Source organism: Micromonospora humi, from assembly GCF_900090105.1.
Classification (GTDB): domain Bacteria; phylum Actinomycetota; class Actinomycetes; order Mycobacteriales; family Micromonosporaceae; genus Micromonospora; species Micromonospora humi.
Window position 1 is genome coordinate 534,165 of the sequence record NZ_FMDM01000002.1, and the last position, 22,204, is coordinate 556,368.

At 74.9% G+C, this 22,204-nt stretch carries 21 protein-coding genes; 8 read left to right on the forward strand and 13 right to left on the reverse strand.

Annotation, left to right across the window (positions count from 1 at the left end; genetic code table 11):
• Positions 1-38: 38 nt before the first annotated feature.
• The 3 genes from GA0070213_RS05580 to GA0070213_RS05590 all read right to left on the reverse strand — a co-directional run bounded on the left by GA0070213_RS05580 (position 39) and on the right by GA0070213_RS05590 (position 1,509).
• Positions 39-530: a rhodanese-like domain-containing protein gene (locus GA0070213_RS05580; RefSeq protein WP_091058312.1), complete on the reverse strand. Its 492-nt coding sequence runs from the start codon at positions 528-530 to the stop codon at positions 39-41.
• A gap of 50 nt (positions 531-580) precedes the next feature.
• Positions 581-1,033, reverse strand: coding sequence for a cysteine dioxygenase (locus GA0070213_RS05585; RefSeq protein WP_091058317.1), 453 nt, complete (start codon positions 1,031-1,033; stop codon positions 581-583).
• Between the two features lie 98 nt (positions 1,034-1,131).
• On the reverse strand, positions 1,132-1,509 hold the full coding sequence (locus tag GA0070213_RS05590; RefSeq protein ID WP_091058320.1) for a cupin domain-containing protein: 378 nt from the start codon (positions 1,507-1,509) through the stop codon (positions 1,132-1,134).
• A gap of 68 nt (positions 1,510-1,577) precedes the next feature.
• On the opposite strand from GA0070213_RS05590, the gene GA0070213_RS05595 reads away from it, so the two are divergent.
• Positions 1,578-1,970, forward strand: a complete 393-nt coding sequence (locus tag GA0070213_RS05595) for an ankyrin repeat domain-containing protein (RefSeq protein ID WP_091058323.1) — start codon at positions 1,578-1,580, stop codon at positions 1,968-1,970.
• Positions 1,971-2,020: 50 nt separating this feature from the next.
• A complete protein-coding gene (locus GA0070213_RS05600) occupies positions 2,021-2,971 on the forward strand; it encodes a DUF3500 domain-containing protein (RefSeq protein ID WP_425412802.1) in 951 nt (316 codons plus the stop codon).
• Here GA0070213_RS05600 and GA0070213_RS05605 read toward each other — a convergent pair.
• The 7 genes from GA0070213_RS05605 to GA0070213_RS05635 form a co-directional block, all read right to left on the reverse strand.
• A complete protein-coding gene (locus GA0070213_RS05605; RefSeq protein WP_091058613.1) occupies positions 2,949-3,707 on the reverse strand; it encodes a class I SAM-dependent methyltransferase in 759 nt (252 codons plus the stop codon). The genes GA0070213_RS05600 and GA0070213_RS05605 overlap by 23 nt on opposite strands.
• Positions 3,708-4,068: 361 nt before the next feature.
• Positions 4,069-4,575: a DUF2231 domain-containing protein gene (locus tag GA0070213_RS05610; RefSeq protein ID WP_091058326.1), complete on the reverse strand. Its 507-nt coding sequence runs from the start codon at positions 4,573-4,575 to the stop codon at positions 4,069-4,071.
• 76 nt (positions 4,576-4,651) lie between these two features.
• On the reverse strand, positions 4,652-5,368 hold the full coding sequence (locus GA0070213_RS05615) for a GAF and ANTAR domain-containing protein (RefSeq protein ID WP_425412803.1): 717 nt from the start codon (positions 5,366-5,368) through the stop codon (positions 4,652-4,654).
• 208 nt (positions 5,369-5,576) lie between these two features.
• Positions 5,577-7,871 carry an accessory Sec system translocase SecA2 gene (secA2, locus tag GA0070213_RS05620; RefSeq protein ID WP_091058333.1) on the reverse strand — a complete coding sequence of 765 codons (2,295 nt, stop codon included), beginning with the start codon at positions 7,869-7,871 and terminating at the stop codon, positions 5,577-5,579.
• Between the two features lie 53 nt (positions 7,872-7,924).
• Entirely contained in the window at positions 7,925-9,670 is a 1,746-nt protein-coding gene (locus tag GA0070213_RS05625) for an ABC transporter ATP-binding protein (RefSeq protein WP_091058336.1), read from the reverse strand.
• 52 nt (positions 9,671-9,722) lie between these two features.
• Positions 9,723-10,811 (reverse strand): zinc-dependent alcohol dehydrogenase, encoded by a 1,089-nt coding sequence (locus GA0070213_RS05630; RefSeq protein ID WP_091058338.1) that lies wholly within the window; start codon positions 10,809-10,811, stop codon positions 9,723-9,725.
• Positions 10,804-11,823 (reverse strand): Gfo/Idh/MocA family protein, encoded by a 1,020-nt coding sequence (locus GA0070213_RS05635; RefSeq protein ID WP_091058342.1) that lies wholly within the window; start codon positions 11,821-11,823, stop codon positions 10,804-10,806. The genes GA0070213_RS05630 and GA0070213_RS05635 overlap by 8 nt, the downstream gene beginning before the upstream one ends.
• Positions 11,824-12,067: 244 nt before the next feature.
• Here GA0070213_RS05635 and GA0070213_RS05640 point away from each other — a divergent pair, with 244 nt between their 5' ends.
• From GA0070213_RS05640 to ctaD, 5 genes are all read left to right on the forward strand, one after another.
• A complete protein-coding gene (locus GA0070213_RS05640) occupies positions 12,068-13,048 on the forward strand; it encodes a glucosyl-3-phosphoglycerate synthase (protein ID WP_245716276.1) in 981 nt (326 codons plus the stop codon).
• A 28-nt stretch (positions 13,049-13,076) separates the two neighbouring features.
• Positions 13,077-14,231 carry a glycosyltransferase gene (locus GA0070213_RS05645; protein WP_091058346.1) on the forward strand — a complete coding sequence of 385 codons (1,155 nt, stop codon included), beginning with the start codon at positions 13,077-13,079 and terminating at the stop codon, positions 14,229-14,231.
• A gap of 214 nt (positions 14,232-14,445) precedes the next feature.
• Positions 14,446-14,898 (forward strand): DUF4383 domain-containing protein, encoded by a 453-nt coding sequence (locus GA0070213_RS05650; RefSeq protein WP_175441223.1) that lies wholly within the window; start codon positions 14,446-14,448, stop codon positions 14,896-14,898.
• A gap of 114 nt (positions 14,899-15,012) precedes the next feature.
• Positions 15,013-15,744, forward strand: coding sequence for an ATP-binding protein (locus GA0070213_RS05655; protein WP_091058352.1), 732 nt, complete (start codon positions 15,013-15,015; stop codon positions 15,742-15,744).
• A gap of 88 nt (positions 15,745-15,832) precedes the next feature.
• Positions 15,833-17,836 carry an aa3-type cytochrome oxidase subunit I gene (ctaD, locus tag GA0070213_RS05660; RefSeq protein ID WP_091058358.1) on the forward strand — a complete coding sequence of 668 codons (2,004 nt, stop codon included), beginning with the start codon at positions 15,833-15,835 and terminating at the stop codon, positions 17,834-17,836.
• A 113-nt stretch (positions 17,837-17,949) separates the two neighbouring features.
• Here ctaD and GA0070213_RS05665 read toward each other — a convergent pair whose 3' ends face one another.
• Positions 17,950-19,083 (reverse strand): SigB/SigF/SigG family RNA polymerase sigma factor, encoded by a 1,134-nt coding sequence (locus GA0070213_RS05665; RefSeq protein WP_091058361.1) that lies wholly within the window; start codon positions 19,081-19,083, stop codon positions 17,950-17,952.
• 226 nt (positions 19,084-19,309) lie between these two features.
• Positions 19,310-20,725, reverse strand: coding sequence for a hypothetical protein (locus GA0070213_RS05670; RefSeq protein ID WP_091058364.1), 1,416 nt, complete (start codon positions 20,723-20,725; stop codon positions 19,310-19,312).
• Between the two features lie 160 nt (positions 20,726-20,885).
• Between GA0070213_RS05670 and GA0070213_RS05675 the strand changes: the two genes are divergently transcribed.
• Positions 20,886-21,092 (forward strand): CDGSH iron-sulfur domain-containing protein, encoded by a 207-nt coding sequence (locus tag GA0070213_RS05675; RefSeq protein WP_091058369.1) that lies wholly within the window; start codon positions 20,886-20,888, stop codon positions 21,090-21,092.
• 56 nt (positions 21,093-21,148) lie between these two features.
• On the opposite strand, the gene GA0070213_RS05680 is transcribed toward GA0070213_RS05675, so the two are convergent.
• Positions 21,149-22,195, reverse strand: coding sequence for an iron-containing redox enzyme family protein (locus tag GA0070213_RS05680; protein WP_091058372.1), 1,047 nt, complete (start codon positions 22,193-22,195; stop codon positions 21,149-21,151).
• Positions 22,196-22,204: the final 9 nt, after the last annotated feature.

Sequence of the window (22,204 nt, forward strand, 5' to 3'; positions counted from 1 at the left end):
CGGGCGGTCGCCCCGCCCCGCCGGGTGCGGCGGGACGGTCAGCGGAGCGCCCGGCCGGCGGTGACCGGGGGCGCGGTGGACGAGGGTCGGGGCGGCGGGGTGGGGCCGAGGGTGGGCAGGCCGGCGATGCGCCAGGCGGCGAAGCCGCCGATCACGTCGGTGGCCCGGCCCAGGCCGATGTCCTGGAGCGCGGCGGCGGCCAGCGACGAGGTGTAGCCCTCCTGGCAGAGGACGACCACCGGCACGTCGTAGTCGACCGCCTGCGGCAGCCGGGCCGCGCAGCGCGGATCGAAGCGCCATTCCAGGACGTTGCGCTCGACGGTGAGCGCGCCGGGCACGGTGCCGTGCGCGGCCCGCTGGCCGGCCGGGCGGATGTCGACCAGCAGCGCGCCGGCCCGACAGGCGAGGTGCGCCTGCTCGGGGTCGAGGCGACGCAGCCGGGCACGGGCGGCGGCGAGGATCTCGTCGATGCCCCGCGAGCCGGGTGGCGGGACCGGACAGCTCTCGGCGGGGGCGGGGGTCAGCGCCATGGTGGCGTCCTTCCGTTCGGCGGGAACCGGGGGCGGGGTGGCCGATCGGCTCACCACGCGACACCGGCCTCGGCGACCTCGGCGACCCGCAGCCGCCCGGCGTCGAGCCGGTAGCGGGTCATCCGGCGCAACGCGGGCCGGTAGACGTGGACGCTGACCGCCGGCTGGTCGCCCCGGTTGGTGACCTGGTGCACGTGCCGGGCGCCGAAACGCCGGCCGGCGCCCGCGGCGAGGCGGTGCGGGCGAAGCCGGCCGCCGCTGACCGTCTCCTCGGTGAGGACGCCGGCGACGACCAGGAAGGCACCGGAGGAGCCGCCGTGGTCGTGCAGGTCGGTGCCCTGCCCGGGCAGCCAACTCAGCGCCCACACCTCGCGCTCGTCGTCGGCGTGCAGCCGCGCGTACCAGCGTTCGGACCGGTCGAAGCTCAGCGGCACCGGCCAGCCGGTCGGGTCGGCCCAGTGGGTGGCGACGGTGAGCAGATCGGTCGGGTCGGTCCTGGTCATCGGCGGGACGTCCTCACGGTGCGGAGCGGCGCGTGCCCCCACACTCTAGACGGCAAACCCTATAGGTTTAGTAGGTAATACCGAATACTGGGACGCGGTCAGCGCACGACCGGCGGGTCCACCCGGTAACCCGGCACCGACGGCCAGCGGACGGTGAGCACTGTGGACTCGCGCTCGGCGTACCAGGAGTGGTCCACGCCCCGGCCCCACACCACGTAGTCGCCGGCCGCGCGCAGCACCACCGTGCGGTCCGGCAGCTCGACCCGGAACGCGCCGCTGACCAGCACCAGCAGCGCGGTACGCCGCTCGCCGGTGGCCCACCGCGACCGGGCCTCCCCCGCCGGGTGCACGCCCCACTTCACCTCGACCTCGGCGCTGTGCCGCACGTCGCCGGGCGGCTTGAAGTGACCCAGCAACCAGCCCGCGTCGGTCGCACCGTCCACCGCCGCGTTGCCCACGTACACCCGATCGTCCATGCCCGCCTCCCGTGCCCGGCTGCGCAAGCTACCAGGCACGGCCGGCCCGCACGCCCTAACCTGGGCGGATGCCCGACGAACTGGACGCCGCGACGATCGACTTCGCCCACCGGATGTTCGACCTGGCCCGGGCCGGCGCGACCGAGGAACTGGCGGCCAACGTGGACGCCGGCCTACCGGTCAACCTCACCAACGGCAAGGGCGACACGCTGCTGATCCTGGCCGCCTACCACGCCCACCCGGAGACCGTGGCCGCGTTGCTCGCCCGTGGCGCCGACCCGGCCCGGGTCAACGACCGGGGGCAGACCGCCCTGGCGGCGGCCGTGTTCCGGCAGGACACGACGGCGGTACGAGCGCTGCTCGACGCCGGCGCCGACCCGGACCACGGGGGCCCGTCGGCGGTCGAGACCGCCCGGTTCTTCGCGCTGCCCGAGATGCTGGCGCTGCTCGGCCGCGACTGACGGCCGCGCGCGGGTATACAGGGTCGGTGGAGGATCTCGTACCCGAGCAGATGCGCACGGCGGCCACCGCGCTGCTGGCGGCGCTCGACGCCCCGGCCAGCCGGCGCGCCCGGCACGACTTCGACGACGAGCCGGCCCGGCGGTGGCTGGAGTACCGGCCCCGGCCCCGCCCCGGCGTCGCGGTCGCCGACCTCGACGTCACCGCCCGCAAGGCCGCGCACCGGCTGCTCGCCACCGCGCTGAGCCCGGCCGCCTACGCGCAGGCGATGGCCGTGGTGGCGCTGGAGGAGGTGCTCGACCGGGCGGAGGGCTGGCGGCGCGGCCGGCACAGCGGCGACTACCGGGTGGCGGTCTTCGGCGACCCGGCGCGCGACGACCGCTGGGCGTGGCGGTTCGAGGGCCACCACCTGTCGGTGAGCATGACCGTCGCCGACGACCGGGTCTCCCCCGCCCCGATCTTCCTCGGCGCCAACCCGGCCACGGTCCGGCACGCCGGCCGGCCGGTCTCCCGGCCGCTGGGGCCGGAGGAGGACCTGGCCCGCGAACTGCTGGACGCGCTCGGACCGGGCGGGCGATCCGCCGCGATCATCACCGCGGAGGCGCCCGCCGACATCATCAGCGCCACCCGGCCCACCGCGCCCGGCCGGCTCGACCCGCTCGGCGTGGCGCGCGGCCGGCTCGGGCCGACCGGCCGCGCGCTTCTCGACCGCCTCGTCGCGCTCTACCTCGACCGGCTCCCCGCCGAGCTGGCCGCCCGGGAGGCCGACCGGCTCGACGGCGGCGAGCTGCACTTCGCCTGGGCCGGCCCGGTCGAGCCGGGCCGGCGGCACTACTACCGGGTGCAGGGCGACGACCTGCTGATCGAGTACGACAACACCAGCGACGACGGCAATCACGCGCACACCGTGCTGCGCCGCCCGGCCGGCGACTTCGGCGCCGACGTGCTGGCCGCGCACCACGCCGCCGCGCACCCCCCGGTCACCGGCGGCGCGCCTCGATGAGGAACCGCCGGGCGTGGGCCACGAACCGGCCCTCGGCCCGGATCCGCTCGTCCAGCCGGCGCAGCGCGGCGCGGTGCCCGTCGACCGTGAAACCGGGCACGGTCCAGACCACCTTGCGCAGGAACCAGACCACCGCGCCGATGTCGTGGAAGACGGTACGCAGGGTGGCGGTCCGCAGGTCCACCACGGTCAGCCCGGCGGCCTCGGCGGCGGCGACCGCGTGCTCCGGGTGGCGGTGCTCCGGTGGCGGCAGCGGCCCGAGGATCGCCTCACTGAGCTCCCGCACGGTGCCCGGGCCGATCTGCTGCGAGAGGTAGCTGCCGCCCGGCCGCAGCACCCGGGCCACCTCGTCCCACCAGGTGTGCACCGGATGCCGGCTGACCACCAGGTCGAACGCGGCATCGCGGAACGGCAGCGGCGGGCGCTCGCCGACGCGGACCACGTGCCCACCGACCCGGCGCAGGGTGCGCCGGGCCACCGGCACGTTCGGCGGCCAGGCCTCGGTGGCGACCAGCAGCGGTGGCGGCGCCGGCGCCTCGGCCAGCACCTCGCCGCCGCCGGTGTCGATGTCCAAGGCGGCGTCGACGGTCGCCAGCCGGGCCCCGACCAGACCCGCGTAGCCCCACGGCGGACGCTCCTCGGTGGCCCGCCCGGCCAGCCAGGAGAAGCCCCATCCCTCGACCGGCGCGGCCTCGGCCTCGGCGACCAGTTCGTCGAATCCACGATCGGTGACCATCGGCCGAGCGTGCCGCCAGGTGGCGGCGGCCGGCAACGCGATTTCGGCGCCCCGGCACGGGCGCACGCGCTCGCGCCCGCGCTGTCCGCCGGCCTGGGTGGCGACGGCCCGGCCGGGCCCGCCCGTGCGCCGGCCCGGCCGGGCCCCCGCGTGGCAGCCCGTGATGGCGAGGTGGCCCGTTACTCGGCGTGACCGCTCGGAGAAATGCTCGGCCGAAGTGCGGTATGCCTCCTGGTCATAATTATGACCAGGAGGCATACCGGTTGGCACGTGACCCTGTTTTCGCCGCGACACGCCCGGTGCCCCCACCGCCAGCGCGCCCGGTGCCCCTACCGCCGGGCGTGGCCGCGCAGCGGGCGGGTCAGAACGGCCGGGGCCGGGCGATCTCGACCGTCGCGCCGGGAAGCCCGTCAACGGTCTCCAGCCCGGCCGGCTCCGCGGCACGACCCCGGTCGGACTGCTGCATCAGCCGTGCGCCCAGGGCCACGCCGACCGCGCCCACCGCCAGCGCGACCAGCTCGGTGGCGAGCTGGCCGCCGGTCGCGCCGCGCTGCGGCGCGTGCGCCCGGATCAGGCAGGTGAGCAGGAACATCGCCGCCATCACGGCATTGACCAGGTTGAACGTGACAGCGGTCCGGTTGGCCCGGCCGATCCGCACGTCCCACAGGTCGACCAGCCCGGCGACCGTCGCGAGCCCGGCCGCGACCAGCGCGGCGACCGCCGTCCAGTAGCCCACCTCACCGAGGAAGGCCGGGCCGCCGGCGACGTCGGCCAGGTCGAAGACGGCGGCGCTGACGAAGAGCCCGAACGGGAACGTCACCAGCATCGGTTGAATGGGGTGCCCCTGCACCCGAAGTCGGCTCTCCATCGCGTTCTCCCCACGTCGGCGCAGATCACCAGTCCAGGGTGCTACCCGACGCCCCGCGACGCGAAACGACTGTCGGTCAGTTGTCCCGGGGCCGGGACACGGTGAGCACGAGCCGCTCGGCCACCTCGCGCAACGGAATGGCCAACGAGGCGGCGGCACTGCGCAACACGCCCAGGGCCTCCGGCGCCGGGCAGCCCCGCTGCGTCATGATCACCCCGACCGCCTGGCCGACCACGCCCTCGGCGAGCAGCGCGTTGTCGAGCTGGTCGGCGTGGGCGCTCGCCCGTTCCCGGTCACGCACCGCGGCGAGCAGCAGCCCGGCGTGCTCGGCCAACAGCATCGCGGTGAGCTGGTGGCTCGGGGTGAGCGCCTCCGGCGACTGCGCGTAGAGGTTGATCGCGCCGATGACCTGCTCGTCCACGTCCACCGGCGCGGAGATCACCCCGCGCACGCCGAGCGCACGGGCACGCGCGCTCCACACCGGCCAGCGGGTCTCGTCCACCAGCCCGCCCGCGATGATCATCTCGCGGCGGCGGATGGCGGTCAGGGCCGGCGTGTCCGGGCCGTGCCGCAGGTCGTCCAACTCGGCCCGGTGCGGGTCGGACGCGGCCACCCCGGCCGGCTCGCCGGCGCGCAGCGCGGTGAAGCCGCAGCAGTCGACACCGGGCACCGCGTCGCGGGCGATGCGGACCAGGCGGTCCAGCGCCTGGTCGAAGTCGGCCACGGCGATCAGGCCTGCGGTCAGTTCACGCAGCAGCGCGGCGGTCTCCAGCACGCCCAGGTCGTCGGTCATCGGCTGGCAGGCGTCGAGGTTCACCGCGACGAGGCCTCCACCGCCCCCGCGTCCGTCCACGCGGTGTCCCCGTCCGGCGCCGTTGCCTGTCCCATGTCCGTCCTCTCTCTGGCCGAGCCTCGGCCTACTACCCGACCGGACCGGCGTCGAAACCGCGCAAAAGGGGCCCCTCCGGCCGTACCGGCCGGAGGGGCCGCCGCGACGCGGGTCAGCGGGACCCGGAGATCAGCCGCCGGCCCACCGACGCGATCAGCCGGTCCAGTTCCGAACCGAACGGGTTGTCGTGCACCAGGTAGGTCCAGGTGGCGGTCGGCCGCACCAGCTTCGACGCGTCCGGCTCCCAGCCCTCGTCGAACTCCGTCTCCTCGAACGTGGCGATGGTCCGCGTCTCGATCTCGGGCATCAGCGCGTTGAACGCCGGCACCGCGCTGCGGTGGAACTCGTCCAACGGGTCGAGGCGCCCGAGGGCCCGCAGGTGCACGCCCTCGCGCACCTCGGACAGCTCGGCCAGGTGCTCGGCCCAGAGCCGGTCCAGGTGGTAGAGAGCGATCTTGCGGGCCACGTCGGCGAGCAGGTCCTCGTCCATCTCGTTGGCCTTCTCCGGCACCCGCTCCATGAGCATGAGCGCGGCGATGTCGGTGGTCAGCAGCCGCTCCCGCCGCTCCGCCAGGGCCTTGCGCTGCTGCTCGATCACGTGGCTGTAGCGCCAGGTGTTGCGGTGGATCTCGTGGTTGACGCCCTCGGCGACCCGCTGGGCGTGCTCCACCGCGTAGTCGACCTGCGCGTCGGTGACCAGCCCGTCGGCGTTCATCCGGGGCGAGGCCGGCACCGTGTCGCCGGCGTGCCGGACGACCAGGTCGTCCTCCAGGCTGACGAAGAAGACCGACCCGCCCGGGTCACCCTGCCGGCCCGCCCGGCCCCGCAGCTGGTCGTCGACCCGGCGGCTGTCGTGCCGGCCGCTGCCGATCACGTAGAGGCCACCCAGCTCGGCCACCCGCTCCCGGTCGGACTGGTCGCTGCCGCCGAGCCGGATGTCCACGCCCCGGCCGGCCATCTGGGTGGAGACCGTCACCGCGCCGTACGCGCCGGCCTCGGCGATGATCCCCGCCTCCTCGTCGTCGTTCTTGGCGTTGAGCACCACGCTCGGCACCCCGGCGGCGCCCAGCGCGGCGGCCAGCGCCTCGGACTCCTTGACGTCGAGCGTGCCGACCAGCACCGGACGCCCCGCCTCGTGGCAGCGACTGATCTCGTCGACCAGCGCCTCCTCCTTCTCGGCGCGGGTGGCGTAGATGCGGTCCGGCTCGTCCTCCCGTACGCACGGGGTGTTCGGCGGGATCACCGCCACCTCGAGGCCGAAGAACTCGCGGAGCTGGTCGCCGACGAGCACCGCGGTCGCGGTCATCCCGCAGACCGTCGGGTAGAGCGCGATGAAGGCCTGGACGGTGACCGTGCCCAGCACCTCGCCCTCGGCGGTGGCGTCCAGCCCCTCCTTCGCCTCGACCGCGGCCTGCAGGCCGTCCGGCCAGCGGCGGCGCTGGGCGACCCGGCCGCGCATCTCGTCGATCAGCTCGACCGAGTCGTCCCGGACGATGTAGTCGACGTCGCGGTGCAGCAGGGCGTGCGCGTGCAGCGCCACGTTCACCGCGGAGAGCTGCCCGACGTGCTCGGCGTCGTAGAGGTCGATGCCGCCCAGCTTGGCCTCGACGGTGGCCAGGCCCAGCGAGGTGAAGGCGACGCTGCGGCCGTCCTCGGCGACGGTGTAGTGCTTGCCCTTGCGCAGGCCGCGCACCAGCGCGGCGGCGGCGTGCACCGGATCCTGCTCGCCCGGCACCGCGCCGGCGAGCACCATCGGCACCCGCGCCTCGTCGATGAGGATCGAGTCGGCCTCGTCGACGATCGCGGTCTTCAGCGGCGGCTGCACCCGGTCGGCCAGGTCGGTGGCGAGCTGGTCGCGCAGGTAGTCGAAGCCGGCCTCGCTGACCGCGACGTAGGTGACGTCGCAGCCGTACGCGGCGCGCCGCTCCTGCGGCGTGGAGGCCTCGTTGACCCACCCGACGGTGAGCCCGAGCAGGGTGTAGACCGGCTCCATCCACTCCGCGTCGCGGCGGGCCAGGTAGTCGTTGACGGTGAGCACGTGAACCGGGCCGTTGCCCAGCCGCACGTGCCCGTAGGCGGCGACGGTCGCGGTGAGCGTCTTGCCCTCACCGGTGGCCATCTCCGCGACCTTGCCGGAGAGCAGCGCCATGGCGCCGAGCAGCTGCACGTCGTAGGGGCGCTGGTCGAGCCCGCGACGGGCCGCCTCACGCCCGACGGCGCAGATCTCCTCGTACTTCTCGGCCCGGCCGGCGGCCTCGGTCAGCTCGGCGTCGGAGAGCTGCTCCAGCTCGGCCTCCCGGGCCTCGATCGCCGGCAGCAGCTTCTCCAGCGGAGCCAGGTCGACAGTCGTCCCCGGGCGCTGGAGGAAGCGGCGGAACCTGGTCTTCATCCGTTGCGACACACCCATGAGCCGCAACGGTACGCGAACCGGAGCCGATTGTGACCCCCGCCCCGGACGGATCAGGCCACGAGCAGTTGGTGCGTGGCCAACTCCCGGTAGAGCGGGCTGGTGGTGGTCAGCTCGTCATGCGTGCCGACCGCGACCACCCGGCCGCCGTCGAGCACCACGATCTGGTCGGCGTCCACCACGGTGGAGAGGCGGTGCGCCACGATCACCAGGGTGCGGCGCACCGCGACCGCGTCGATGGCCCGGCGCAACGCCGCCTCGTTGCGCGCGTCGAGGTTGCTGGTGGGCTCGTCGAGCAGCAGCACCGGCGGCCCGGCCAGCAGCGCCCGGGCGATGGCCAGCCGCTGCCGTTCCCCGCCGGAGAGCAGCACGCCGCCCTCCCCCACCTGCACGTCCAGCCCGTCGGCGGTCCGGTCGGCCAGGTGGCCCAGGTTCACCTCGTCGAGCACCGCGCGCAGCCGGTCGTCGGTGGCGTCGGGCGCGGTGATGAGGAGGTTGTCGCGCAGCGTGCCGGCGAGCACCGGCGCCTCCTGCTCGACGTAGCCGAGCCGGGCGCGCAGCGCGTCCCGGGGCAGCTCCCGCACGTCCACGCCGTCCAGGCGCACGGCGCCCTCGTCCACCTCGTAGAAGCGCTCGACCAGGGCCAGCAGCGTGGACTTGCCGGCGCCGGACGGACCGACCAGGGCGGTCCGGGTGCCGGCCGGCACGGTGAAGCTCACCTCGCGCAGCACCGGCGGGCCGCCCGGGTAGCCGAATCCGACCCGGTCGAACTCGACCCGGGCCGGTACGCCGGCGGACGGTGCGACAGTCGCGGAGGGGCGGTCGTCGCCCCCCTCGTCCGGCACGGCGAGGATCTCCTCGATCCGGGCCAGTGCGCCCAGGCCGCTCTGCAACTGGGTGTACGCGTGCACCGCCTGGCCCAGCGGCAGCACCAGGAAGAACAGGAACATCACGAACGCGACCAGGTCGCCCACGCTGATCGCCCCCGCCGCCACCCGGGCCCCGCCCACGGCCAGCACCAGCAGGAACGCGCCCTGCACGGTGACCGCGCTGACCGGGCCCACCACCGCCTCGGCCCGGGCCACCCCGAGCCCGGCCCGGTACGCCGCGGTCGCGCTCGCCACCACCGTGCCGGTCTCCCGACCCTCGGCGCGGCTGGCCCGGATGGTCCGCGCGGCGGAGATCGCCCGCTCGACGGCCGAGGTCATCTCGCCGACGCGTTCCTGCGCACGCCGGGCCAGCCCCCGCACCCGGCGCGCGACGGTGACCGCGAACACCACACCGACCGCGACCGCGCCCAGCGTCACCCCGAACAGCAGCGGGTCCAGCAGCAGCATCGCGGTGCCGGCGCCGACCACCATCACCGCCCCGGTGACGGTCTCGAAGAGACCGGACGTGACCACCGCCCGCAACAGGGTGGTGTCGGCGCCCACCCGGGACAGCAGGTCGCCGGTGCGCCGCCGGTCGTACTCCACGATCGGCAGCCGCAGCAGGTGCCCGGCCAGCCGCCGGCGGACACCCAGGACGAGCCCCTCGGCGGTGCGTTGCAGCAGGAAGTCGCGGAGCCCGCCGAGCAGCGCCCCGGCCACCACCAGGGCGACCAACGCGACCACCAGCGCGGCGGCCGGGCGGTCGGCGGTGATCCGGTCCAGCACGGTGCGGGTGAGCAGCGGCTGGGCGAGCGCGGCGACGGACCCGGTGAGCGACAGCGCGCCCACCGCGGCCAGGGTGCCGCGGTGGGCGCGCAGGTAGGGCAGCAGAGCGGCGAGCCCCGGCGTCGGGCCGGCTTCGGCGGTCATGACCGAACCGTATCCGGACCCCGCACCGGGCCGGCCGGTCGCCGCTCCGGGGTCAGCCGGTCAGGACCACCTGAAGCTCCGAGCGGCGGCGCTCCGCCAGGTCGGTGAGCAGGGCCGGCGCCTCGTCCAGCGGCACCACCGCGGAGACCAGGTGCTTGCGGATCTGGTCGCCGTACTGGCGCAGCAGCTCCACCGTCTCGGCGGAGAGCCGCTCCCGGTCCCAGGTCGGGGCGAGCCCGCGCGGCACCCGCCCGATCTGCGCGCAGCGCAGCGACAGGCCGTTGTGGTGGAACTCCTCGCCGAGCCGGACCGCGTCCGCGCCGCCCTGGTAGAAGGCCAGGTCGATCACCGTGCCCTGGGGCCGCAGCAGGCGCAGCGCGAGCTGCAACGCCCAGTCCTGGCCCCGGCACTGGAAGACCACGTCCGCGCCCCGGTCACCGGCGGCGTGGTTCCAGCGGGTCTTGAGCACCACGGCCGGGTCGTCCGCCTCCGGGTCGAGCGTCTCCAGGCCGAGCGACTCGGCCACCTGCCGGCGGGCCGGGGTCGGGTCCACCACGACCACCGAGGCGGCGCCGTGCCGGCGGGCGAACAGCGCGGTGAGCAGCGCGACCACGCCGCTGCCGACCACCGCCACCCGCCGTCCCCGGACGCCGTCGCCGAGGGTACGCACGTCGGCGCCGCACAGGTCCGCCGCGGCGTGCAGCAGGCCGTTGGCGCAGATCGGACCCATGTGCGCGACGTAGACGCCGAGCAGCGGATCGAGGTCGTCGGGCAGCGGCACGAACCGCTCGGCGACCGGGTCGGCGACCCAGCCGCTGCGGTGCCCGTACGTCATCGCGCCGACCGTGCCCACCGCGATCGCCGGGGTGCGGCTCTCCACCACCCGGCCGACCTGCATGTAGCCGAGGCGCTCGACCGGGTACGGCGTGCTCGCCGAGCCCGGCCGGAACAGCCCGAGGCCGGCGTCCCAGGTGACGTGCAGGTAGGGGTTGGTGCCCTTGACGAAGCTCAGCTCGGTGCCGGCGGACACGCCGCTGTAGAGCGTCTCCACCCGGAACATGCCGTCGCGCAGCTCGGGCGCGTCCCGTTCGACCAGCTCGACCCGGCCGGGTCCGCTGACCACCACCACCCGGTCACGCATCGACCGTCACCCCCGCGTCCGCGTCCGCCACCGCGGCGGTGAGCCGGGCCGCCGGGCCGGTCGGCAGCGCCACCGGCCGGCCGGTCCGCGCCGACTCGGCCACCGCGAGCGCGAGCCGCTGGGTGCGCAGCGCCTCGGCGTACGGGACCCGCACGTCGTCGCCGACGCCGCGTACCGCGTCGACGAAGGCCCGGTCGACCGCTACCCGGGCGGCGTCCGGGTCGGCGGGCAGGTGCCGCTCGCCGTCGGCGTCGCGGATCGTCAGGCCGTCCTCGGCCAGCGACAACGCCAGCCCGTCGGCGAGGATCTCCAGGCCGGCCCGGTGCTTCCAGGTGAGCACGCAGGCCGCGGCGAGCGTGCCGACCGCCCCGGAGGCGAACCGCAGCGTGGCGGCGGTCACCGAGTCGATGTCGGCGCCCTCGACCGGCGGCGGGGTGCCGTCGCCGTACGCGGTCACCTCGGTGACCTCGCCGACCAGCAGCCGGACCAGGTCGAGCACGTGCGCGGCCTGCTCCACCACCGGCCCGCCGGAGCGGTCCCGCCGCGCCCACCAGGCCACCGGCGGCACCTTGTCGAGCCAGGCGCCGTTGACCATCCGCACCGGCCGGTCGGCGAGCAGCCGCCGCGCCTCCTCCACCACGTGCAGGTAGCGCCAGTGGTGCCCGACGCCGGTGCGCAGCCCGGCCCGCTGTACCAGGCCGGCGATCCGCTCGGCCGTCTCCAGGTCGACCGCCACCGGCTTCTCCACGAACATCGGCACGCCGGCGGCGATCACCGCCTCCTCGGCCGGGCCGTGCGCGAACGGCGGCACGCACACGTACACCGCGTCCGGGCCGGCGGCGAGCAGCTCGGCCACGTCCGGGAAGACCCGCCCGCCGTACGTGCCGGCGAGCGCCTCCGCCGCCTGGGGCGCCACGTCCGTCACGCCGAGCAGTTCCACGTCCTCGAAGCCCGTGAGCACGCGGGCGTGGCGTTGCGCCACCCCGCCGGCCCCGACCAGTCCCACCCGCATCCGACCGCCCTCTCACCGTGACTGACAAGCTGCGGAAAGCACTCCCCCGGCCGGCTCCGCGGCAAACCGGCGCGGCCCGCAACGTGACGTTCATCTGCCGGGAACCGACCGGTACGCACCTAGTGATCAAGTAGTTGAGCATTATCCGGTTAGCGCGGGCTCGCCACTGGGAAACAAGAGTCCGCGATTCCGCCACTAATGGGGGGTGCCCGTGCGGGAATCAGATTCGACCGTCTCACCGGTGGTGGAGGCGTGGGCCACGTACCGCACCAGCACGGCCGACGACTGGCCGGCGGGGCGGCTGCTGGGTGCCAAGGGAGCCAGCCGGGTCAGCGTGGTGCTGCCGGCCCGGAACGAGGAGGCCACGGTCGGCGCGATCGTGTCGACCATCCGCGAGCACCTGATGGACCGGGTGCCGCTGGTCGACGAGCTGATCGTGGTGGACTCGCGGTCCACCGACCGGACCGCGCAGGTGGCGCGCGCGGCCGGCGCCGAGGTGGTGGGGCAGGACGCGATGACGCGTGGGCTGCCGCGGCTGGCCGGCAAGGGCGACGCGCTCTGGGCCGGGCTGGCCGCCGCCGAGGGGGACGTGGTGGCGTTCATCGACGCCGACCTGCGTGAGTTCCGGCCGCACTTCGTCACCGGTCTGCTCGGGCCGCTGCTCACCGACCCGGGGGTGGAGTTCGTCAAGGGCTTCTACCACCGCCCGCTGGTCGGCGCGACGAGCGTGGAGCCCGACGGCGGCGGCCGGGTGACGGAGCTGATGGCCCGGCCGCTGCTCAACCTGTTCTGGCCGGAGCTGGCCGGCTTCGTGCAGCCGCTGGCCGGCGAGTACGCCGGCCGCCGGGAGGTGCTGGAGCGGGTGCCGTTCGTCACCGGGTACGGCGTCGAGACGGCGATGCTCATCGACCTGCTGGACCTGGTCGGGCTGGACGCGCTGGCCCAGGTCGACCTGGGCGAGCGCAAGCACCGGCACCAGGACACCGCCGCGCTGGGCCGGATGTCGGCGCAGATCATGCTGACCGCCTGGTCCCGGCTGCAACGGCGAGGGTGGGCCGCGCCGGGAACGGTCCCGACGCCGCTGCTGACCCAGTTCCGTCGCGGCGGCTCGGAGGCGTTGCCCAACCTGGACCGGGAGATCGTGGTCAACGACGTCTCGGTCGAGGAACGGCCGCCGCTGGCCGAGCTGCGCCACCGCGTCCCCCGCCGGCGGGTGCCCGCGTGACAACGACAAGTGAGAGAGAGGGCGGCGCATGACGCTCACCGTGCTGATGAACGCCGGTCCGTGGCTGTCCGTGCCGCCGCCGGGCTACGGCGGGATCGAGAACGTGATCGCCACGCTGGTGCCGGAGTTGCGCCGGCTCGGCGTACGGGTGGTGCTGGCCTCGGTGGAGAGCAGCACGCTGCCGGTCGACGAGCGGATCGCGGTCTACCCGGACGGGCAGTTCCACGCGTTGCAGCGGCCGTACAACCAGGTCTGCGGCGTGTCGCAGGCGCACCTGGCCGGCGTGGTGCGCGAGCTGCACCGCCGGGACGACGTCGACCTGGTGCACGACCACGTGGAGGCCGTCGGGCTGGCCACGCTGGCCGCGATGGGGCCGGACGCGCCGCCGGTGCTGCACACCCTGCACTGGGACCTGGCCAAGCACCCGGAGCTGTACGGCAACCTGGACGGCGGCGACCGGGTCCGGGTCAACGGGGTGTCCGCCTCGCAGCTGGCCCGGGCGCCGCGCGCGCTGCGGGACCACTCGGTCGGCCACGTGCACCTGTCCACCCCGCTCGCGGTCGACGCGGACCGCCGCCCGGCGGTGGCGAAGGGCGAGCACGTGGTGATCCTCGGCCGGATCAACCCGGGCAAGGGGCAGGACCTGGGCGCCCGGTTGGCCCGGGAGGTCGGCTTCCCGCTGGTGCTGGCCGGCCCGGTCGGGCCGTACCACCGGCCGGAGGACCTGGCCGCGGCCGGCGACGAGGCCCGACAGAATCCGGACGTGCGGTTCTTCCACGAGCACGTCGCCCCGTACGTCGACGGTGACCTGGTGCGCTGGGTGGGCACGGTGGCCGGGCAGGAGCGCGACGACCTGGTCGCCTCGGCGCGCGCCTCGCTGTTCCCGCTGCGCTGGGAGGAGCCGGGCGGCACCGCGGTGGTGGAGTCGCTGTCGCTCGGCACGCCGGTGGTGGCGACCGCCCGCGGCTGCCTGCCGGAACTGATCGAGCACGGCCGCACCGGCCTGCTCACCACCGACGAGGAGGAACTGGGCGAGCTGGTGCTCGCCGCCGGAGGGCTGGCGGCCGACGAGTGCCGGCGGGTTGCGGCCGAGCGGTTCACCCCGGCCCGGATGGCGCAGCGCTACGTCGAGCTGTACGACCGGGTCCGCCAGGGCGCCGCGAAGCCGCTGCAGCTCGCCTGAGTTCGGCAGCACGTCCACCGGCCCGGCCGCCCCGCGCGGTCGGGCCGGCGCTCGTCCGGGCCCGGCCGTCGCCCTGGCACGTCCGGATCGACCCGACCGCTCGTTCGGCATCCACTCGGCCCGCCGGCACGGGGCGCTGCCGCTCCGCTCGCCGGTTTGCCGCAGGCGGCCCGGGGAAACCGGCGGCGGCGAGGAGGTCGGCGTGACGAACTCGATGGCGCACTCCCGGGCGCGGCGCAACCCGGCCGACGGCCGCGCGCCGGTACGCCGGGTCGCCTCGGGGTTCGCCGTGCTCCTGCTGCTGCTCGGCGTGCTGGGCTTCGTGCCCGGGGTCACCAGCGCGTACGCGGAGCTGCGGTTCGCCGGGCCCGGCTCCGGCGCCCACCTGCTCGGAGTGTTCCAGGTCTCCGCGCTGCAGAACCTCGTCCACCTGGTGTCCGGCGCGGCCGGCCTGGCGCTGGCCCGCACCGTCGCCGGCGCCCGCGCGTTCCTGCTCGGCGGTGGCGCGGTCTACCTGGTCCTCTGGCTCTACGGCCTGGCCGTCGACCGGCGCAGCGAGGCGAACGTGCTGGCGCTCGACCGGGCCGACACCTGGCTGCACCTGCTGCTGGGCGCCACCATGCTGGCCCTGGGGCTGTTCGCCGGCCGGCGCGAGCACCGCCGCTGACCTGCGCGCACTCCCGACGCGCGGCGGCGACGTGACGTGCGGGGTGCCCGGTTTCGGTGGCCCGGGGCCCGGGTACGTCGGTAGTCCTCCCGACGAGTTGGAAACGAGGACCCGATGTCGACCCGGATCAGGTGCGAGGTCCGCGACGAGTCCCCGGTCACCGTCGTACGGCTGGCCGGTGCGCTCGACCTGGGAACCACGCGCGCGGTGCACGAGGTGCTGGACCGGTGCCTTTCCGCGCAGCCGGACGCGCTCGTGGTCGACCTGGAGGACGTCCACGTCGTCGAGCCGCTGGCGCTCTCCGTCTTCGCCGCGGCCTGCCGGCGGGCGGACGACTGGCCGGCGGTGCCGCTGGTGCTCTCCGCGCCGCCGCGGGAGGCGGCGGCCTGGCTGAACGAGACCACCGCCTGCCGGGTGGTACCGGTGCGCCAGGACTGCGCCGAGGCCACCGCGCTGGCCGGGGCCGAGGCCGCGCCGCGGCTGCGGGCCCGGTTGGAGCCGGTGGCGGGGGCCTGCCGCCGGGCCCGGGAGCTGGTCACCGAGGCGTGCGGCAGGTGGAACGTGCCGGAGCTGGTCGGCCCGGCCTCGCTGGTGCTCAGCGAGCTGGTCGGCAACGTGGTCCGGCACGCCGGAACGCCCATGCAGGTCACGCTGACGTTGCGCCGGCCGTACCTGCGGGTGGCCGTGATGGACGGCAGCCCGGCCGACGCGCGCGCCGCGACCGGCCGCGACCTGCGGTCCGAGGGGGGCCGCGGGCTGATGCTGGTGCGCGAGCTGACCCAGCGGTGGGGCAGCACGCCGGTCGGCGCCGGCAAGGTCGTCTGGGCCATGCTCCCGGCGAACTGACCGAATTCTCCGCTCTCGCCTGGTTTCATGGGCAGAGGGGACGGGTACGCGCGCCCGTCCTGTCTGTCGTCACACGGGGTGAGATGCCATGCCCAAGCGGGTAGTCACGGATCCGGCACACGACCGGGGGCCCGCGATCCTCGCGCCGGCCCGGTTCGGCGGTTTTCCCGGCCCGGTACGGGAGCAGGTGCACGGCAACTCGCTGTGGCGCCTGCTGCGGACCACCGACGCGAAGCTGATCGGCCTGCTCTATCTGGGCACGTCGTTCGCGTACTTCATCATCGGCGGGTTCATGGCGATGCTCATCCGGGCGGAGCTGGCGCGCCCCGGGATGCAACTGCTCTCGCCGGAGCAGTACAACCAGATGTTCACCATGCACGGCACGATCATGCTGCTGCTGTTCGCCACGCCGATGGTCTTCGGGTTCGGCAACTACCTGGTGCCGTTGCAGATCGGCGCGCCGGATGTGGCCTTCCCCCGGCTCAACGCGTTCGCCTACTGGTTGTACTTCTTCGGTGCCGCGATCACCGTGGGCGGCTTCTTCACGCCGCAGGGGTCGGCGGACTTCGGCTGGACCGCGTACACGCCGCTGAGCACCGCGCAGCACTCCCCCGGCGTCGGCGCCAACATGTGGGTGGTCGGCCTGGCCATCTCCGGCCTGGGCACCATCCTCGGCGCGGTCAACATGATCACCACGGTGCTGACCCTGCGCGCGCCGGGCATGACGCTGTTCCGGATGCCGATCTTCACCTGGAACCTGCTGCTCACCAGCCTGCTGGTGATCTTCGTGTTCCCGCTGCTGGCCGCCGCGCTGTTCGCGCTCGCCTCGGATCGGATCCTGCACTCGCACGTCTACGACCCGACCACCGGCGGGCCGATGCTCTGGCAGCACCTGTTCTGGTTCTTCGGCCATCCCGAGGTCTACATCATCGCGCTGCCGTTCTTCGGCATCATCACCGAGATCATCCCGGTCTTCTCCCGCAAGCCGATCTTCGGCTACACCGGGCTGGTGCTGGCCACGCTCGCCATCACGGTGCTGTCGATGGCGGTCTGGGCGCATCACATGTTCGCCACCGGGCAGGTGCTGCTGCCGTTCTTCAGCATCCTCAGCTATCTGATCGCGGTGCCGACCGGGGTGAAGTTCTTCAACTGGATCGGCACCATGTGGAAGGGGCAGCTGACGTTCGAGACGCCGATGCTGTTCGCGGTCGGCTTCCTGGTCACCTTCCTGCTCGGCGGCCTGACCGGCGTGCTGCTGGCCAGCCCGCCGGTGGACTTCCACGTCACCGACTCGTACTTCGTGGTGGCGCACTTCCACTACGTGCTCTTCGGCACCATCGTGTTCGCCGCGTTCGGCGGGATCTACTTCTGGTTCCCGAAGATGACCGGCCGGCTGCTCGACGAGCGGCTGGGCAAGATGCACTTCTGGACCATGTTCATCGGCTTCCACGCCACCTTCCTGGTGCAGCACTGGCTCGGCGCCGAGGGCATGCCCCGCCGGTACGCCGACTACCTGCCCGGCGACGGCTTCACCGGGCTGAACGAGATCTCCAGCATCGGGTCGTTCGTGCTCGGCGCGTCCACCCTCTTCTTCATCTACAACGTCTGGAAGTCCTGGCGGTACGGCGCGATGGTCACCGTGGACGACCCGTGGGGCTTCGGCAACTCGCTGGAGTGGGCCACCACCTGCCCGCCGCCGCTGCGCAACTTCGACCGGATGCCCCGGATCCGCTCCGAGCGCCCGGCGTTCGACGCCAAGTACGGCCCGCTCGTCTCCGACCTCGGCCGCGACCTGCCGCAGCGCACCACCAAGCCGCCGCAGCGCCTCAGTGAGGAGTTCCACCACGTCACCCAGGCGCCGGAGTCACCGGCGGCCGAGGGCGCGCACGGCGCCCGCGAGGCGGTGGAGTACCAGCCGGCGCCGCAGTCCGGCGCCCGCCCGGTGGACGTGCCGGAGCCGGAGGAGGTGCGCCGGCCCAGCTTCGAGGAGACCGACGAACCGGAGGGGACGATCCTCGGCGCCGAGCGCGAGGAGCAGCCGAACGACCGCTGGCGGCACCCCCGCGGCCACGGCGACACCCCGGAGAACTGAAAGGCGGGGCCCCCTGTCAACGCTTCCGGCATAGCAGGGGGCCCCGCTTAACACCGCGCGCTGCACACCGCCCGCCACACGTCGTGCGGTGGCGGCGGGCGGTGTGCGGATGGTCAGTCGGCGGCGGGCAGGCCGGCGGCGGTGAGCGAGCGGCGTACCGCCGGCTGCACCCGGGTCAGCCGCAGCGGCACCCCGGTCCGGGCGGCGGCGTCCCGACCGGCCATCAGCGCGGCGATCCCCCCGGCGTCGAAGCCACCGGCGCCGACCAGGTCGACCACCACCTCGCGGGGTTGCCCGGTGACCGCCTCCAGCACGGCCCGGCGCAACTGGTCCGCGCCGGCCCGGTCGACCTCGCCACCGACCTCCACGACCACCCGGTCGCCGTTCTGCCGCACCGAGATCCGGGCCTTGGCCGGCTCGGTCTCGGCGGCCCCGTTCTGCCACGGCGGCGGCGCCTCGGCGAGCATCGCCTGACGCAGCCAGGTCAGGGCGCGCGACAGCAGCCGGGACACGTGCATCTGCGAGATGCCGAACCGGGCGGCGATCTCCGCCTGGGTCTGGTTGCCGTAGAACCGCATGGCCAGGATCCGCCGCTCCCGCCAGGGCAGCCGGTGCAGCAGGCCACTGACCGTGACCCGGTCGTCGACCGACTCCAGCGCGTTGTCGGACTCGCCCACCAGGTCGCCGAACTCGGCCGAACTCTCGCCGCCGACCGGGGCGTTCAGCGACGCCGGGCTGTAGCCGGCGGCCGACTCCAGCGCGGCGAGGATCTCCTCCTCCGGCGTCTCCAGCCGCTCGGCCAGCTCGGCCACCGAGGGGGCCCGGGACAGCTCGCTGGTCAGCGTCGCCGTCGCCTGCCCCACCTCGAGGATCAGGTCGCGCAGCCGGCGCGGCACGTGCACACCCCAGGTGCGGTCCCGGAAGTGCCGTTTGATCTCACCGACGATGGTGATCGCCGCGTACGCGGTGAACGACCCGCGCTCCGGGTCGTACCGGTCGACGGCGTTGACCAGGCCGAGGCGGGCCACCTGCTCCAGATCCTCCAGCGGCTCCCCGCGGCCCCGGTAGCGGCGGGCCAGCCGGCCGGCGAACGGCAGCGCGAAGCGGACCAGATCGTCGCGCGCCTCCTGCCGCCGCTCGGGTGGCAGCCCCTCGATCCGGGCCGCGTACGCGAGCGCCGCCGCGTCGAGGTCCTCCAGGCCCCGATCGGTGGTCGGTGGTGTGGGTGTGGCGGTCTGTCCGAACATCCGCGCCTCCCTCGCCGAAGGGTCCCCCGCCCGGTCGGAAACCGGTCGTGCGCGTGGTCGGGCCACGCACCGGGTGAGGAAGTTGGGTTACGTGACGGATTACGTCGAAGGCGGAGGCTGCTCGCCGCGCGGCGTCGTGGGCCGTTCCGCGGCGAGCGGTCTTCCCGCTCCGTAGGTACTCAATCACGGACCGCAGGATCGCGAGGATGTTTCGCCAGGTTGCCGGTCAGCAGACCAGCAGGCCCTGGTGGGCGCCGGCGTCCCGGAGCGCGGCGAGGGCCTCGGCCATCGCGAGCGGCGGCGGCGCGGGCAGGTCACAGGGCTGGTTGCGCAACACCTCCGTGGCGCGTCGGGTCGGTACCGAGGTGACCGGGTAGCCGCGTGCCGCGCCCCGGTCCAGGGCCCGCCGCCGGCGTCCGAACCCGGCCACCGCCAGCCACTGGGGCAGCCCGGCGAGCGCGGGCGAGCGCAGCCCGGGCGGTTCCGGCAGCACGTCCACCGAGCTGAACGGCTCGCTGCCGGCGAGCCACCACTCGGCGCCCTCCACCCGGCGGCGGGTGGCGTTCTCGCACCAGTAGGGCACCAGGCCGGCGCGCAGCACCTGCCCCGGGTCGAGCAGCCGGCCGCACTCCACCACCAGCCGGTCCCCGGTCTTGCCGGCCCGGCGCAGCCAGCGCCGGTACAGGTCGGCGGTGGCCGCGCTCAGCGCGTCCGGCTGCGGCACGACCACCCGGTGCAACGGGTGCCCGTGCCGGTCGCCCCACTCCCGCGCGCCGTGCTCGAAACCGGACTCGACGCCGTTTTCGGCGAACGCCGCCGACACCGTGACCTCGGGGGCGCGCCAGCGCGTCTCGTCGCCACCGGCCGCGCGCAGCACGTGCCGCAGCGTCCGGGCGTCCGGGTGGAAGTCGACCGGGTCGAGGCCGCTGCCCGGGCAACCGGCCTGGAAGCTGTGCCCGTCACCGGTGTCACGCAGCGGCCACGTGCGCGCGTCGTGCAACAGCAGCACCGGCGCCGCCGGCTCCAGCCGGTCGGCCAGGAAGCTCGCGTACGCCCCGGGCAGCGTCTGCCAGCGGACGGTGAGCGTCACCGTGGCGCCGGCCGGTACGCCCCGGCTGGCCGGGCAGTGCACCTGCCGCACGTGCACCCGGGGGTTGCCGGCGAGCAGCCGAGCGGCCAGCGCCGCGCCGTGGTCGAGCGCGGCGTCCGGCCGGTCCACCGCGCCCCGGCCCCACTGGGCGCTCAGTTCGAAGCCGGCGGGCAGCCAGGGCACGCCGAGGGCCACCGCGAGGTGGGCCGCCGACCCGTGCGGCGAACCGAGCACCGCACCCGGCCACCGCCGCTCCGGGTACTGGTCGACGAACCAGCCGGCCACCCGTTCGGCGTCGACGCGGGCGACCTGGGCGGCGGTGAGCGCGGCCCGCCCGGCGGCGCGGCTCGCGGCGGCGCGACGTACCGGCTCGGGCGTCCCGGTGAGCCGGGCCAGTGGACCCGGGTGGCCCAGGTCGCCGCAGTCGTCGCCGCGCAGCGCCCGGGCCGTCGCGGCGACCAGGGTACGGGCGGCGCTGGCCGCCGCCACCACCCGCGCACCGGGCAGCCCGGCGTCCCCCGCCGGTCCCCGCCTGACTCGTTCGCTCACCACGCGGCCGGGCTTCCCGTCCCGCTTGGGTCTAAACGGGGCATCTCCCCACGGCGCGGACCAACGCCCGGTCGGGTGCCGTCGCGCCGCCGAACCGCCGTCGCGGGCGCAACGGCGCGGCGGTGCGGGTTTGGGCCGGGGCGGGACGGGCACTGCACGGCGCATGCCCGACGACGAGAGCACCCCGGCGGCGACCATCACCCCGTACCGGGACGGACCGCTGCTGGTGCGCGGCGACTTCGCGCTGGTCACACCGGAGGGCGAGCCGATCGAGCGACGCCGGGGCACGGTGGCGTTGTGCCGCTGCGGCAAGAGCGCCATCAAGCCGTTCTGCGACGGCACCCACAAGGTCGCCCGCTTCCGCAGTTAAGGAGGGGCCCCTTCTTAACGCTTCAGGCATAGGCGGGGGCCCCGCTCAACACCCCGTCAGGCGGCGGCGAGGGCCCGCTCGGACACACGCAGCGAGGACTCGCCGGCGGACCAGGCGGACAGCACGTGCTCGGCGAAGACGCGGTCCACCGCCAGCCCGGCGGCCGCCCCGAACAGCACGTCTCCGGCGAGCGCCGGCTCCGCCCGTACCAGCCCGCCACACAGGTCGTACGCGGCGATCTGCTCGTGCACCGCGTCCGCCTCCACGTGCTCGTCGTAGAACCGGGTGGCGACCGCGTCGAACCCCAACCGGCGCAACCCGTTGCCGTAACGGCGGTTCGGCAACGACGAGGTCATCTCGTACCCGGCCAGGTGCCCCAGCAACGCCCCACGCAGCCGCCGGTGCAGCCCGAACAGCGACATCAGGTTGTTGATCGCCAGCGTCACCGCCGGCACCCGGTCCAGGTGGGCGGCGTACCCGGTGTCCAGGCCGAGCCGGTCCATCGTGGCGCGGAACAGCTCGGCGTGCATGAGGTCCAGCCGGCCGTTGCCGTACTCGTCCATCTGGATCTCCACCAGCGCCGCCTTCGCCGGCCCACCGAGGCGGGGCAGCGCCCAGCTGTGCGGGTCGGCCTCGCGCAGGTGGTAGATCGAGCGGTGGGTGACGAACTCGCGGAACTGCGCCAGGTCGGCCCGGCGTTGCAGGGTGCCGGCGAGCGGGGGGCCGTCGTCCGCGGCCACCAGGTCGGTCAGCGTCGCCGGCAGCGCGGCGGGCAGCACCGCCGGCAGCGGGCCGGCGAGCCGGCGCAGCGCCGCCTCGAACGGCCGCTCGGCGCGGGCGCGCAGCGCCAGCAGCGACGGTTCCCACTCCCACTCCTCGGCCACGTCCCGCCAGCCTTGGTAGTGCAGCTCATAGCAGAGGAAGAGGGTGAGCTGGAGATCCTCGTCGGTCAGCGGCGCGGCCACCGTGGCGAACCCGTCGCCCAGCCCGGACGGCAGCTCGCCGGGCGAGCCGCGCAACGCGGTGAGCAGCGCGGCGGAGACCGGCCCGCGCGCCGCCGGCAGCGGGGCGGGGCCGTAACGACGATCGGTGCTGGTGGACAAGCGGGACCT